General features: G+C 33.6%; 13 protein-coding genes. 7 read left to right on the forward strand and 6 right to left on the reverse strand.

Annotated features, from left to right (window positions below):
* Positions 1-61 precede the first annotated feature (61 nt).
* Genes C7J89_RS02905 through larA form a run of 6 tightly spaced genes read right to left on the reverse strand, consistent with a single transcriptional unit; the run spans position 62 to position 5145 of the window.
* Positions 62-616: a histidine phosphatase family protein gene (locus C7J89_RS02905; RefSeq protein WP_103294652.1), complete on the reverse strand. Its 555-nt coding sequence runs from the start codon at positions 614-616 to the stop codon at positions 62-64.
* A gap of 25 nt (positions 617-641) precedes the next feature.
* A complete protein-coding gene (locus tag C7J89_RS02910; protein ID WP_061853849.1) occupies positions 642-1058 on the reverse strand; it encodes a cytidine deaminase in 417 nt (138 codons plus the stop codon).
* Positions 1059-1079: 21 nt separating this feature from the next.
* Complete coding sequence (gene larC, locus C7J89_RS02915) at positions 1080-2246, reverse strand: nickel pincer cofactor biosynthesis protein LarC (RefSeq protein WP_103294653.1); 1167 nt, start codon at positions 2244-2246, stop codon at positions 1080-1082.
* 15 nt (positions 2247-2261) lie between these two features.
* The gene (larB, locus tag C7J89_RS02920) at positions 2262-3020 is read right to left on the reverse strand and encodes a nickel pincer cofactor biosynthesis protein LarB (RefSeq protein WP_103294654.1); all 759 of its coding nucleotides are present in this window, start codon (positions 3018-3020) and stop codon (positions 2262-2264) included.
* A gap of 22 nt (positions 3021-3042) precedes the next feature.
* On the reverse strand, positions 3043-3864 hold the full coding sequence (larE, locus tag C7J89_RS02925; RefSeq protein ID WP_061853846.1) for an ATP-dependent sacrificial sulfur transferase LarE: 822 nt from the start codon (positions 3862-3864) through the stop codon (positions 3043-3045).
* An 18-nt stretch (positions 3865-3882) separates the two neighbouring features.
* Positions 3883-5145: a nickel-dependent lactate racemase gene (gene larA, locus C7J89_RS02930; protein ID WP_103294655.1), complete on the reverse strand. Its 1263-nt coding sequence runs from the start codon at positions 5143-5145 to the stop codon at positions 3883-3885.
* A gap of 291 nt (positions 5146-5436) precedes the next feature.
* Here larA and coaA point away from each other — a divergent pair, with 291 nt between their 5' ends.
* The 7 genes from coaA to gabR all read left to right on the forward strand — a co-directional run bounded on the left by coaA (position 5437) and on the right by gabR (position 15377).
* Positions 5437-6336, forward strand: coding sequence for a type I pantothenate kinase (gene coaA / locus C7J89_RS02935; RefSeq protein ID WP_061853844.1), 900 nt, complete (start codon positions 5437-5439; stop codon positions 6334-6336).
* A gap of 190 nt (positions 6337-6526) precedes the next feature.
* Complete coding sequence (locus C7J89_RS02940; RefSeq protein WP_103294656.1) at positions 6527-7108, forward strand: PadR family transcriptional regulator; 582 nt, start codon at positions 6527-6529, stop codon at positions 7106-7108.
* A gap of 14 nt (positions 7109-7122) precedes the next feature.
* Positions 7123-8271 carry an FAD-dependent oxidoreductase gene (locus C7J89_RS02945; RefSeq protein ID WP_103294657.1) on the forward strand — a complete coding sequence of 383 codons (1149 nt, stop codon included), beginning with the start codon at positions 7123-7125 and terminating at the stop codon, positions 8269-8271.
* A 398-nt stretch (positions 8272-8669) separates the two neighbouring features.
* Positions 8670-11306, forward strand: a complete 2637-nt coding sequence (gene ppdK / locus C7J89_RS02950; protein ID WP_103294658.1) for a pyruvate, phosphate dikinase — start codon at positions 8670-8672, stop codon at positions 11304-11306.
* Positions 11296-12126: a pyruvate, water dikinase regulatory protein gene (locus tag C7J89_RS02955; protein WP_061853840.1), complete on the forward strand. Its 831-nt coding sequence runs from the start codon at positions 11296-11298 to the stop codon at positions 12124-12126. The genes ppdK and C7J89_RS02955 overlap by 11 nt, the downstream gene beginning before the upstream one ends.
* A gap of 224 nt (positions 12127-12350) precedes the next feature.
* Positions 12351-13841, forward strand: coding sequence for a cardiolipin synthase (gene cls / locus C7J89_RS02960; protein ID WP_103294659.1), 1491 nt, complete (start codon positions 12351-12353; stop codon positions 13839-13841).
* A gap of 150 nt (positions 13842-13991) precedes the next feature.
* The gene (gene gabR / locus C7J89_RS02965) at positions 13992-15377 is read left to right on the forward strand and encodes a MocR-like transcriptional regulator GabR (protein WP_061853838.1); all 1386 of its coding nucleotides are present in this window, start codon (positions 13992-13994) and stop codon (positions 15375-15377) included.
* Positions 15378-15481 lie beyond the last annotated feature (104 nt).

Here is a 15481-nt window from a genome sequence, read left to right on the forward strand (position 1 = left end):
GTAAGAGGATTAAAAAAGATGTTACAGAGAATATTTTAGTTGTCTAAATTTAATAATCTTATTAACTAAAAAAGTTTTGCATCTCAAATTGATGAACTTCATTATATAATATTAAATCATTATTACTATCTCGGTCTAAACTTACGTCATTACAGTATTTTAATAAAGTAGCAATAACACCATCATGAGTAACAAATAAATGGTCGTATTGTTCATCTACGTAATTTTTTATAAAATTTTTAAAAATATTCATAAATGCTTCATCAGTGAAATCATTCGGATGTACATTATTTAAAAGTTTAATAATCGATATATTTATATTACTTAGATCAAAATTTAATTGGTCGCAGTTATGCATACTACAAATTTTATGAGGAAAGGTTCTAGGGCCAAGAATATCTAAAATATTTAATTGTGCTGTACCACTGATTAACTGCGCAGATTCGATGGTTCTTACAGTAGGACTACACCAAATTTTAGTATTATTATTAAAAAGCATTCTCAATTTCTTAATTTGATTGATGCCATGTTTTGTTAATTTTGGATTTTTAAGATCAAAATTATGTGGTTCATTTAAATTATGTTCTGCTTGTCCGTGCCTAATAAAATACAACATTGTTATAACTCCTAAAATTATAAAGTTATGTATTAAATTCTATATCGTTATAAGCATTCGTCCAATGAAAGGGTTGTAGATCCAATAATGTTTTATATAATAAATCATTTTTTTCTGCAGTTACGCCAACTTTTACATTGTGTCCCCAATATAAAAGTCTTTCTTGACACGTACCACAAGGAGTGAGAATTTTAAAATCACTATTTTCATCATCTCTAACAACACATATAGAATGAGTGATAATATCATCATATTTATGTGCTTCTAAAATTGCACCTGTTTCAATACATAAAGCACTAGAAGCATTTATAATTTCTGGAGCAACTGATGTATAAATATTATGCTTTTTTGAATACATAGCAGCTGCGCCACCCCAGCCTATAGGATATCTTTTTTCTATTAGTGACTTTGCCTCTTCAAATAATTTTTGTTCAATATTCATAATATCCCCCATAAATTAATATTAATTTAAATTATCTATCTGGCTCATTACATGATGGTAAATTTGTTGTAACGGTAATTGTGTTCTATCAGCAATAGCTTGTAGATCACTAAATTCAGGTTTGGCTTTTATAACTTCGCCATTTAATATTCCTAATTTAATCGATACTTTACCATAATCCGTATTAATCGTTGTAAAATCGCGGTCTAAAATCGTTCTGCGTACGCTATAGCTTCTAACGCCTAAAGAACTTGTTTGGCGTAATATGTAATTTTCAAAAAAGCTTGCCTTTGATAATGGACAAATCACAGAAAGTTGTACTGCCGGTCTGCTTTTTTTCATCGTAATCGGCGTGTAGTAAACATCGAGGGCACCTTGAGAGAGTGCGTTTTCAATAATATGTCCAAGCATTTCGGCAGGCATATCATCTAATTGTGTTTCTAGTACTTGCACGTAATCTTGCGTATTTTGGTTTTCTTCAAATTGAATAATACGTAAGACGTTCGGAAAATCAAAGTCTTTTGTGCCAGCCCCATATCCAATTTCAGTCATCGTGCATGGTGGTAGCGGGCCAAATTGAGTAGCTAAACTTTTAGCAAATCCTGCTCCTGTCGGCGTGGTCATTTCACTAGCTACGTCTAATGAAACGAGCGGTATGCCCTTTAAGATTTCAGCTGTGGCAGGTGCTGGAACGGGATAAAGTCCGTGTGCAATATTAACTTTGCCGTGTCCGGTTGGAATAGGAGAACAATAAATATTATCAACATTTAAATCTTCAAGCGCTAAGCAACTACCGATAATATCGATAATTGAATCCATTGCGCCAACTTCATGAAAGTGAACATCGGCAACGGTCATGCCATGTATTTTAGCCTCAGCTTCGGCGATAACGTTAAAAATAGCAGTACTGCGTGATTTCACACGTTGGGGTAATGTACTATTTTCAATCATGCTAAAAATGTGTTGCGCAGTACGATGGTGATGACTTTCTTCTATATTAATTGATAAATGCTGAGCATTAATACCTTGTTTATTTACATGATTAAAAGATAAATCGAATGTATCTAGTGGTAATTTAGATAATTCTTCTGTGATGTAATTTGGATTAGCTCCTAAATCGATTAATCCTGCTAAAATCATATCGCCAGCTATGCCTGCGTGGCAATCTAAATAAATGGCTTGTGACATTTCAATCTCTCCAGTCTAGTTTGTTTCGAGCATGTTGATGACTTGAGCTGCATTATAACCACCGCCAAAGCCATTATCAATATTTAATACGCTTGTCCCAGGAGCACACGAATTAATCATTGATAACAGGGTACTGACACCTGCTAAATTAGCGCCATAGCCAATGCTCGTTGGAATAGCATAAACAGGATGATTCACTAATCCTGAGATTACGCTACATAATGCGCCCTCCATGCCTGCAACGACTACTGAAACTTTACTCTCTCTAATGTCATCTATATTCTCAAATAGACGATGGATGCCTGAGACGCCAACATCGTAAAAGCGTTTGACAGTAACGCCCATAACTTCAGCTGTTATTGCTGCTTCTTCTGCAATATGGATGTCTGAAGTACCAGCACTAATAATAGAAGCAGCATAGTTAGATTTTTTAATGTTAGCGATAGGCGAACAAACGATTTGTGCAGTAGGATGATGTTCTAAATTAGGATATATAGACATTATGTGGTTAGCCTTAGCATCGTCAATACGTGTTACTAATATTGTCTGATTACTATGGTTTAAACTATTAATAATCGAAACGATTTGTTCAGGGGTCTTGCCCTCACCAAAAACAACTTCTGGGAAACCTTGTCTTTGGGGGCGATGTAAATCAATTTTAGCAAAACCCAAATCATCATAATGTTTTAGTTTATCCTGAGCAGCTGCGATAGATAGCTCATTTTGTTGTACCTTAGTTAGTATTTCTTCAATATCGTTATTACTGTCTGACATTCTAAACACTGTCCTTCACTATTTAATTTGTTGCTTCAGCTGTAAGTACTTCATTCATACTTCCTGTACGGTAACCTTCAAGATCTATAGTTACATAGTCGAAATCTAGTGTTTTTAAATGCTCTATAATTTGTCTACGCTGTTGTACTAATTGGGCGATATCATCTTCAGCTACTTCTATACGAGCAATATTATTGTGGTAACGTACACGAACGTTAGTAATATCTAAACTTAAAATAAACTTTTCAGCTTCGTTAATTTTGTTAATTTTCGTTTCGTCTAAAGTTTCGCCATAAGGCACACGAGAGGCCAAACTACATAGGGCAGGTTTGTTCCATACTGGTAAGTCTAATTGCTTACTTAATTGACGTACATCTTCTTTAAATAATTCAACTTCTTGTAAAATACTTCTAACACCTAGTTCATCGCGTGCTTGTAATCCAGGACGGAAGTCTTCATTGTCATCCATAATCATACCGTCTAACACATGATTAAAGTGATAGGCTTCTTTAACACTTTCTAATTTTTTATATAATAATAGTTTGCTGTAGTACCAACTTTTTGGAGTGTTTTGAACAATGTGACGGTCTTCTAATTCTAAAATTTTAGTTTTAAGAATATGCGCACCCATTTGATGTCCTAAGTTAACAGCTTGATCGAATTCTTCGCTTCTAAATAATTCAGACTCTACAACGACACCAATAACGTTGTTTTCTCCTAATACGTCAATCGCCTTTTTTAATACTAGCGTACTATCAACGCCACCTGAAAATGCTACAACGACTTTCTTCATTTCTTTTAAAGTTTTTTCGAGTTGTTGTTCTTTTTCTTTTAATGTCAACATAATTAATCATTCTCCTTTTTAAGATTCAACGTAAGGTATTGTTAATGGACCTTGTGGCATAACGCCTATAGTTAAAGGTCTACCATATGATTTTTCTAATGATTTGAGTGTTTCTTCTATATTTGATGTAGGGTTTAACATAGCTTCTTCTAATTGTTGGTCAGTTAGTTTGGAATATACATAGACGTTCGCAAATACTTGGATGCTAGCTTGTTTTTGTACTTGCCATTGATCCATTTCTGCAAAATCGGGATCATGAATCATATCTAATAGTGCTTGTGGTGATTTAGCGCGTTTAAATATGTCGGCGAATTTGCCGTGATCAGGTAAACCGTCAGCACATTCGGAAACCATTATGATGGCGCCGCCTTCTTTAACGATCTTATGTGCAGCGCTCATGCCTTTTACTGTTTGATATAAATTTTGGTCAAGTGGATAACCTGAGTTAGAAGCTATAACAACATCGAAGCGGTCATCGCATCGGAACATGGCATGTTCTTTTACATAGGCACATCCAACATCATGCGCCTCATATAATTCGCCTGCAAAGACTTGTGTAATTAGTTTGTTTTTGTTTAATGCTACGTTGAGCATAAAGTCTGGCTTACACATGGCGTTGATTTCCCGCGTCATATTTTGCAATGGATTATCTTCCATATTTCCCCAAGTCGACCGTATGTCACCGATCATGCGTGCATTATGGAACGTCATTATTGTTTCAATGCCTGCAATTCCCGGCATAATGCCTTTAGGACCACCTGAAAAACCAGCGAAGAAATGTGGCTCTATAAAGCCAGTAACGATTTTAAAATCTGATTCGACGTAATCTTTATTTAAATAGACGTCGCAACCATATTCACTGTGACCGACTTTTACTAAGGAATCTTTATCGTGACAATGATTATGCACAATTTTAACTGTATCTACGATATCTTCACCCAACATTTGAATCAATTCCTCACGAGTCTGGTCTCTATGTGTACCTGTACCATTGATAATGACAAAATTTTCGCGAGGTACATGAGGTAGTGCATTTAAAATACAAGGTACTAAAATATGGTTTGGTGTAGGACGGGTAATGTCACTAATGACGATAGATACAGTATCATCCGATTTAACCATTTCCTTTAATGGTGGCGTGCCTATAGGGTTTTCTAATGCAGAATTTATTGCGGCTACATCATTATCTAGTGGCTCAATGTCTTGTGGCTCTATTAACGTACTACTATCTGGAACTTCAATCTCGATATTTGATTTACCGTATAAAATTTCTGTTTTCAAAAATAATCACTCCAGTAACAATTGGCAACTTATTTAATATTAATTTGTAAGCACTTTCATTATAATACGAAATACACGATTTTAAAAATATAGTAATGATTTGATAATGTTTAAGGAAAAGTAATTTTCAATATTTGAGTTTATAAAAGTAATTGTGTTCAATTTTTTTAAATAGTTTTATTGAATCACAGTACATGTTGCATTATACTGGTTGAGATTATTAAATGAAGGCGCTTAAAATTTTAGCGCTAAATATAAAGAGTAATGTGTGGTCTAAAAGGAGATAGTGACGTGGAATTTTCAAAAAAGCAGTGGCAAAATATAGATAGCTCAGTAGATATAAATTTGGAAGATCTCGATTTTGAAAGTTTATTAAGTTTAAATGACTATGCTACCAAACAAGAAATTAAAGCATTGTACTTTCCTTTAATAGAGATGTTAAGTGAAAAAACGCGTAGACATAAAGAATATATTAACTATATTCAACAAAAAATAGTAGATCGTAAACGTACGATACCATTTGTTATTGGTGTATCTGGTGGTGTAGCTGCGGGTAAAAGCACTGTTGCACGTTTATTAGCTGAATTGTTAAGTAAACATAATCCAGATTGGAAAGTTGATTTAATAACGACTGATGGCTATATTTTGCCGAAGAAAGAACTGTTGGCACAAGATATTATGTCAAAAAAAGGTTTTCCTGAAAGCTATGAATCCAACACATTGATTCAACATTTAAAAAGTATAAAAGATGGTGAGAAAGTTCCGACCTATACGTACTCACATTTAACATATGATCGTTTGAAAGATGATTTTCATTATGTGGATCAACCAGATATTCTAATCATCGAAGGGGTAAATATATTCCAAGTATATGGACATACAGAACAATTAGTAAGTGATTATATTGATTATAAAATATTCTTAGACGTTTCATTAGATTTAATGAAATCATGGTATATTCAAAGATTTTTAAAATTACAAGAAAGTGCCTTTCAAAAACCAGAGTCTCATTTTTATCAGTATAAAAATTTATCACGAGACGAAGCAATTAAATTAGCGACACAATTATGGACTGATATTAATGAACCTAATGTGATTAATAATATTTACCCAACTAAAAGCAGAGCGGATTTAATATTGCATAAAGCTGAAAACCATACGATTGATAATTTGATTTTTAATCAATTTTAGAGAGCGACAACAAAAAAATAATGGCTAATAACCTAACAGAATGAACTTTCTGTTAGGTCTTTTTTTTGTACTAAATGTTGATATATCAGTATTTAACTATAAAGTAATAAAAAAATAACGATATATCGTTGACGTATTTCGATATATCGTTTATACTTTCGATATATCGAAATAAAGAAAGGTGATTATAATGTTTAGAAAACAATTTGAGAAAAAAGCTCACCATATGAGAAGCAGAATGATGAATAGAGACGGATTTGGATTTGGCGGACACGGCCCAGAAGATATGGAACGTGCGTTTAGAGCGCGAGGTAAAGATCGATTCTTCAAAAAAGGGAACTTACAATTTGTCATTTTGAAAATGTTACAAGATGAATCAAAACACGGTTACCAAGTTATTAAAGACTTAGAAGAACGTTTCAAAGGATTTTATTCTCCAAGCCCAGGTTCTGTATATCCGATATTACAAATGTTAGAAGATAGAGAATTTGTCTCAACTTCAAGAGATGGTAAGAAAAAAGTATATACGATTACAGAAGACGGCGAACAATTTTTAGCAGATAATATGAAAAATGATGACATGTTACAACGCATGGAACAATTTAAAAATATGGACTTTGAAGCAATGAAAGCAATGCGTGGCGAGCTACAAGAATTATTCAAAAAATTTATGTTAGCTGGCAAAGAAGCGATGAATGATGATGACAAGAAAGAGCAATTTAAAAAATTTGTTGAACAAACAAAAGCAGATTTAGATAATTTATATAAATAAAGAAGGAATATGGAATGACTAGTAATAAAACGAATAAAAGTATTGCAATTATAGGTGGCGGCCCAGGTGGTTTAATGCTCGGCTTATTGTTACAACAACAAGGCTATGACTATACAATTTTTGAAAAAGCACATCCAACGGTGAATAGTGATCGAGGCGGTTCATTAGATATTCATGATGACAGTGGCCAGTTACCGATTATCGAAACGGGTATATATGAGCGTTTTAAATCTTTAGTTAGATATGAAGGTGAAGATACTAAAGTTATTGCTAAAGATGGTACGGTGATTTTTGAAGAAGATGCTGAAGGAGAAGGTGGCAGACCAGAAATTGACCGTGGCGAACTGTGTGACATTATATTGGAACAGCTAGACAAAGCACATATTAAATATGGCTATGCATTTGATTCTTTAGAACATCTAGCTAATAAAAAAGTAGCCGTATCGTTTACAAATGGTGAAGTTGAACAATTTGATTTAGTAGTAGGTGCAGACGGAGCATTCTCTAAAGTAAGACCATATTTATCCACTGCAGATATTGAGTATACAGGTATTTCAATGGTTGAAATAAATATTGATGATGTTAAAAATAATTACCCAGAGTTAGCTACTTATAACAAAAATGGTAAAGCAATGGCACTGGGTGGCAACCAAGCATTATTAGCTCAATTAAATGGAGATGGACGTATAAAAGTGTATGTGTCATATAGAGCGCCTAAAGAACAATTAGACACTTACAAACAATTATCTATAAGTGAATTAAAAGCTCAGTTACTAAGTGATTTTGATGACTGGCATGAAGATTTAAAAGCGTATATTCACGCTATGAGTGATGATGTTTTATTTAGAAGAATATATAAATTGCCTATCGGATTCAATTGGAATCATGATGCTCAAGTGACAATGTTAGGTGATGCGGCACATTTAATGAGTCCTTTTGCTGGAGAAGGTGTAAATACTGCTTTATATGATGCGTATATTTTTGTAGAAGCATTAAAAGCGAATGATGATTTTGATGAGGCAATACGCCAATATGAACAACAAATGCTAAGTTACGCACAAGACAGAGCACAAGAATCACAAGATAATTTAGAATTAATGTTTGCACCTGATGCTGCACAACAAATGGGAGAGTTCTTTAATTTTGTCGAAAGTGAAGCATAATAAATTTACCATTACTATCTATTCAAGGTAGTAATGGTTTTTTTGATATAAATTCAATAAAAATCGCAAATTCGTAAAATAGTATGACATATTAGTAAAAAAACAACACTATTTTTAATATTAAATAATGTATATAAAGTGCATTTTTAAAAGTTAACTAAATAAATATGGAAGGTCATAAAGTTGTCATTAATGTAATATCGCTAATATGACACACCTATAAAACGGCTTGATAACAATGTTTTTAAGAGCATAAATACCACATGTGAGTTATGAAAGTTGTATTTTACATTAAAAAAGTTTCGAAAAATTTATACATTTTAGTTGTTATTTAACAATTAATATGACATACTCATTAAAATTAGTATGACATATTAAAAATTAAAGAGGTGTTTAGTATGACGAAATTAATATACGCATTCGATGAAGGTAAAAAAGGCATGAAAGATTTATTAGGGGGTAAAGGTGCGAACTTAGCAGAAATGAAAAGGTTAGGGTTACCAGTGCCTGATGGATTTACAATTACGACGCAAGCTTGTATTGACTACCTTGAACAAGGAGGCACATTATCTGAAGCATTAATGTCTGAACTTCAAGATCAATTAGCGGCATTTTCGACACGTACGAATAAAGCATTCTCGTCTAATGACAACTTATTATTAGTATCTGTACGTAGTGGTGCCAAAATCTCAATGCCAGGAATGATGGATACTATTTTGAACTTAGGTTTGAATGATGACAATGTAGAAAAGCTTGCCCGCAAAACAAATGACGAGCGTTTTGCTTATGATTGTTACCGCCGTTTATTACAAATGTTTGGTGAAGTCGTCTATGACGTACCAATGACTGCATTTGATACATATTTTAATGATTATAAAAAGCAACATGGTTATGAAATTGATGCCGATATTCCAGCGGAAGGGCTACAAGAAATATGTGAACGCTATAAAGCAATATATGAAGAAAAGGTTGATAAACCATTCCCACAAGAGCCAATTGTACAATTAACCGAAGCAATTGAAGCGGTATTTAAATCTTGGGACAATGACCGTGCTCGTGTTTATAGACAATTAAATGATATTCCATATGACATAGGTACAGCAGTAAATGTACAAGAAATGGTTTTTGGTAATAGTGGAGATCGTAGTGGTACGGGCGTAGCATTTACACGTAATCCGGGGACAGGAGAAGCGAAATTATTTGGAGAATATTTACTAAATGCACAAGGCGAAGACGTAGTGGCAGGTATTCGTACGCCTAAAGATATAGCAACATTACATGACCAAATGCCTCATGTTCATCAGCAATTTGTCGAAGTGTCTCAAAGCTTAGAACAACATTATAAAGATATGCAGGACATTGAATTCACGATTGAAAATGAACAACTTTATATTTTACAAACAAGAAATGGAAAACGTACTGCTAATGCAGCAATTAATATCGCAGTAGATTTAGTGCGAGAAGGTGTTATTAGTAAAGAAGATGCGATTAAACAAGTAGAAGTAAAATCAATCGATCAATTATTGCATCCAAATTTTGACGAACAAGCATTAGCACAAGCAACTGTTATTTCGAAAGCCGGTTTACCTGCAAGCCCTGGAGCTGCAACAGGTAAAATTGTTTTCTCTGCAGAAGATGCTAAAGCTCAAGCAGAACAAGGAGAAAAAGTGATTTTAATGAGACCTGAAACGTCTCCAGAAGATATTGAAGGTATGGTAGCGAGTGAAGCAATCGTAACGACGCATGGCGGAATGACTTCACATGCGGCAGTTGTAGCGCGTGGTATGGGTAAATGTTGTGTAACAGGATGTGCAAATTTAGAAATTAATACGCAACAACGTACAGTTACGTTCCCACAAGGCGTCTTAAGTGAAGGTGACATTGTATCTGTAGATGGTGCGAACGGTGATATTTATGTGGGCGAAGTTGATACTATTAGTGCACAACGTAGTGAAGCATTTAGCCAGTTTATGCAATGGTCTGAAGAAATTGCTCAACTAAGTGTACGTATGAATGCTGAAACACCACAAGATATAGCAGCTGGATATCAATTTGATGCTACAGGTATTGGTCTTGTTAGAACGGAGCACATGTTCTTTGCTCCAGAAAGATTGGTTGAAATGCGTCGTTTTATTTTAGCGCATAACCACGATCAACGCGTCGCTGCATTAAATAAAATTAGTACTTATCAAACAGATGATTTTGAAAAGATTTTAAGACAATCTGAAGATAGACCGACAATAATTCGTTTATTAGATCCACCATTACATGAATTTTTACCTCGATCAGAAGAAGAAAAAGAAAGTGTGGCAATACAATTAAACGTTTCTACAAGAGAATTGAATCAGAATATTGAACAGTTACATGAAGTAAATCCAATGTTAGGTCATCGCGGGTGTCGTTTAGCAATTACATACCCTGAATTGTATGAGATGCAAGTTGAAGCCATTATGAATAGTGTAATTCGCTTAAAAGAACAAGGTATCGAAACGAATCCAGAAATTATGATACCTTTAGTGTCTACAGTCGAAGAATTTAAAACGTTAAAAGCAATGATTATTGATAAGATTGAAAGAATGGCACAAGAAAATGGTCATGAGCTTAATTATGCTATTGGAACTATGATCGAAACGCCTAGAGCTTGTTTAATTGCACATGAAATTGCTAAAGAGGCAGACTTCTTTAGTTTTGGAACGAATGACTTAACACAGTTAACTTACGGTTTTTCACGAGATGATGCCGGTAAGTTTATCAATGCATATGCTGATCAAGGCATCATGGAAATCGACCCATTCCAAACGCTTGATGTCGATGGTATCGGCCAACTTATTAAGCTAGCATCTGAACAAGCGAAAGCAGTCAATCCTAATATTAAAATTGGTGTGTGTGGTGAGCTAGGTGGAGACATGAAATCTATAGCATACTTTAATACATTGCCAATTGATTACGTATCTTGTTCACCATTTAGAGTGCCAGGTGCTATTTTAGCAACGGCACAAAGCGCAGTAGAAAGTGGGCGATTGAGTGTTAAATAGTAAGTATAACGACAAACTAACGATATTTGTCATTTCTGACTCTATCGGTGAGACGGCACAACGAATGATACATGCAACTTTGTCGCAATTTCCTGACTTACATCATATTGCTATAGAAAAATTTGCTTTCATTAAAAGTGAAGAAGAATTAATTGGCATACTAGATCGTGCTATTGCTAAATCAGCTATTGTCGTAACGACTTTAGTAAATCCAGATTTTAATAAAGTAGGGTCCGCTTATGCACAAGAAAAAGACATAGCGTATATCGATTATATGTCAGGGTTGATTGAATTTATACAAAATCGTACACACAGTGAACCTATTTTAGAAAGCGGCGCTTTGCGTAAGTTAGATGAGCAGTATTTCAAACGCATTGAAGCCATTGAATATTCTGTGAAATATGACGATGGTAAACATTTTACCGATATAGGCGAAGCGGATGCTTTAATCATCGGGGTGTCTAGAACTTCTAAAACTCCGTTAAGTATGTATTTAGCTAATAAAGGTTATAAGATAGCTAATATTCCACTAGTACCGGAAGTAGATATTCCAGATGAAGTTTATAAAAATAAAAAAATGAAGGTATTTGGATTAACAGCGAGTCCAAACTATATAATGAATATTCGTAGTGAGCGTGTGAAAGTATTAGGGTTAAGTGGTCCTACAAACTATAATAGTATGGAACGAATTAAAGAGGAATTAGCTCATGCAGAAGAAGTGTTCCATAAATTGAATGCGAATGTGATTAATACGGAATATAAATCAATTGAGGAATCTGCATTTTATATAGAAAAATTCCTAATCGATGAATCAATATAATTACTAAAGAGTGCTATTGCAACTTGCAATGGCACTCTTTTATGGTTTTTAGCATGAAATACGGGTAAAGAACAATCAAGTCGTTACATGTAAAGACTAATATATGCTTATCTTTATTAAATGTAACCAATATTATCTGAATATCATTATTTTTTGAAATATGTTTAAATAGTATTACATGTGACAACAAATAGATTTAAGTTGAACAAAACGAGGTGTTCTTTTTGCAAATACTGTTAGATGCGAGTGTAAGTCCTATTTATAGAGGGATTTTACTTTTTTTCTTTGGAATTAATATTATTTTAGCTTTCATCATTATCTTTTTAGATAGAGATAGAAGAGATGCAACGTCTACATGGGCTTGGTTATTACTATTATTCGTAATGCCAATTCTCGGTTTTATTTTGTACATTTTCTTAGGACGTACGGTAAAACTGAAAAGTTCTTATTACTCAAGTAAAGGCGATAACGTTGAAGATAGTAGACAACGTGCTAAAAATCAAATTGAAAAGTCGACAGGTCACGTTTCAGCTGACGATGATCCCATTACTAAAAAGCATGAAGGTATCGTGCATTCATTGCTAGTAAAAGATGAATCATTTTTAAGTAATAACAATCATGTCGATGTTTATACAGATGGACACGATTTATTTGATCAAATGAAAGAAGATTTACGTGATGCACAAAATTATATCCATATGGAATACTACATTTTAGAATTAGATGGTATCGGAAAAGAAATTGTTGAAATTCTAGAACAAAAGGCTAAAGAAGGCCTAGAAGTTAAATTATTATATGATGCAGTTGGCTCGAAAAATTTACACAAGTATAAATTTAAAGAGTTCCAAGAAGATGGTGGGCAAGTCGAAGCCTTCTTTAAAGCTCGATTTATACCTTTATTGAATTTTAGAGTTAATAACAGAAACCACCGTAAAATATTAGTTATTGATGGAAAAAAAGGTTACGTAGGTGGCTTTAACATTGGTGACGAATATTTAGGCTTAGACGAAAAAATTGGTTATTGGCGAGATTCACATTTAAGAATACAAGGTGATGGCGTCGATGCTTTACAATTAAGCTTTATTCAAGATTGGAATTCACAAACAAATAATGAACAACTTGGATTTGCGGATAAATACTTCCCAGACAATGCTTACCCTGGTGGTAACGTGATGTTACAGTTAGGTCTAAGTGGCCCGAGTGATGTATGGCATCAAATCGAATTTGGGTATTTAAAAATGATAATGAGTGCGAAAGAGTCTATTTATATTCATACGCCATATTTCGTACCGGACAAAGGTTATATCAATGCGTTACGTATTGCTGCTAAATCAGGTATAGACGTGCAAATGATTATACCGAATAAACCAGACCAACCACTAGTGCATTGGGCTACATTATCTAGTGTGGCAGAGTTGATTCAAGATGGTGTTAAAGTATATACGTATGAAAATGGCTTTATCCATTCTAAGATGATGATTATTGATGGCGAAGTTTCAAGTGTTGGTTCTGCCAATATGGACGTACGTAGTTTTGAATTAAACTTTGAAGTAAATGCCTTTATTTATAATGAAGGTATTGCTACTAAATTAACTGAGGCGTTTAAAGAAGACTTGAAAGTGTCTAAAGAATTAACGAAAGAACGTTATGATGAACGTTCTGGATGGGTTAAATTTAAACAATCAATCGCTAAACTCGCTTCACCAATTTTATAATATGTACAAAACCAGAAGAGCTACTCTTCTGGTTTTTTTATATGTAACGTATACATTTAATAGCAAGTAATGATAAGATAAATTCGATTATGTACAGTTATAGGACATGGATATAAAGGGATGCAACAGGATGTAACAGGGGGATGACTTATGAATCAAAATAACAATACTTTTATCTATCGAGAGTTATATAACAATTTGAAAGAAGATATTTTATCATTTAAATATGATAGTAATGAAAAATTACCTTCAAAAAGAGAAATGGCACAAAACCTCAATGTAAGTGTAAATAGTGTCAAAACTGCTTATGAACAATTACTTGAAGAAGGTTACATTTATACACTTGAACGTAAAGGTTATTTTATAGAACCGCTTGAAAAATTAATTGTCGAACCACAAACGACAAATACTTTAACTTCAACTACAGCACCACAAGAACAACAATATCGTTATTCTTTCTCTCATATGAGTACTGATATTACGCAATTTCCGGTTGATACTTGGACGAAATTAATGAAACAAGTGTTTAAAAATTATAGTCGTCGGTTGTCGGCGATTCCAGATTTGAAAGGGCCAATTGAGTTACGACAAGCGATTGCTAAACTCGTTTCCTATAAAAGAGGAATTCAATGCAATGCCGAACAAATCGTAATAGCATCAGGCACGAATGTCTTATTAAAACAAATTATGGACGTCATGCCCGATGATAGCAAAATAGCGGTAGAAAATCCTGGCTATTTTCGCTTTAGAGATATATTAAACAGAACTAAAAGAACGACGATTCCGATTGATTTAGACGATAAAGGCATTTCTATGTCTGCTATTAAGGCTGCTGCACCAGACTTAGTGATTGTCACGCCATCACATCAATTTCCGATGGGCACGATTATGCCGATTTCTAGACGTATTGATTTGTTAAATTGGTTAACTAAAACGAATGGTTATGTCATTGAAGATGATTACGATAGTGAATTTAAATATAATACAGACAATATTCCGTCATTATATAGTTTTGATAAAAGTGATCGCGTGATCTATTTAGGTACATTTTCTAAAACGCTGATGCCGGGTCTAAGATTAAGTTATATGATATTACCAACTTCATTGGTGGAGCAATTTGAACACATCAACAATAATGTTATACCAGATTTTTCTATGCTTAATGCCTTAACTTTATATTTAATGATTAAAGATGGTCATTATGAAAGATATATTAAAAAAATGCATCATTTATATGAAGCTAAAAGAGCACAATTGATTGAACAATTAAAAGAAACATTTCAATCTAAAATCAAAATTCATGATACACATGCCGGTTTACATTTTATAGTTGAAGTGGATACTGAATATAGTTACGACGAAATAGCAACACGTGCAAAAAGCCATGAAATCGAACTTTATACGATTAATCGTTTTACGGTAGCTCCGGTTAGTGACCAAACAAAATATAAAACTTTAATTATTGGATTTTCACAGTTAGAAATTGAAGCTATTCCAGAAGCGGTGAATATTTTGCGACAAGTATTAATTAATTAAATTGGTACCCTCTAAATTAAATAACTGGTCCTTTACACAATACCAACAATCAGATAAATTTTTACTAAATGTTAGAGCTACTTGTATGAAATAAACAAAGGGCT

The organism is Staphylococcus kloosii (assembly GCF_003019255.1).
GTDB lineage: Bacteria > Bacillota > Bacilli > Staphylococcales > Staphylococcaceae > Staphylococcus > Staphylococcus kloosii.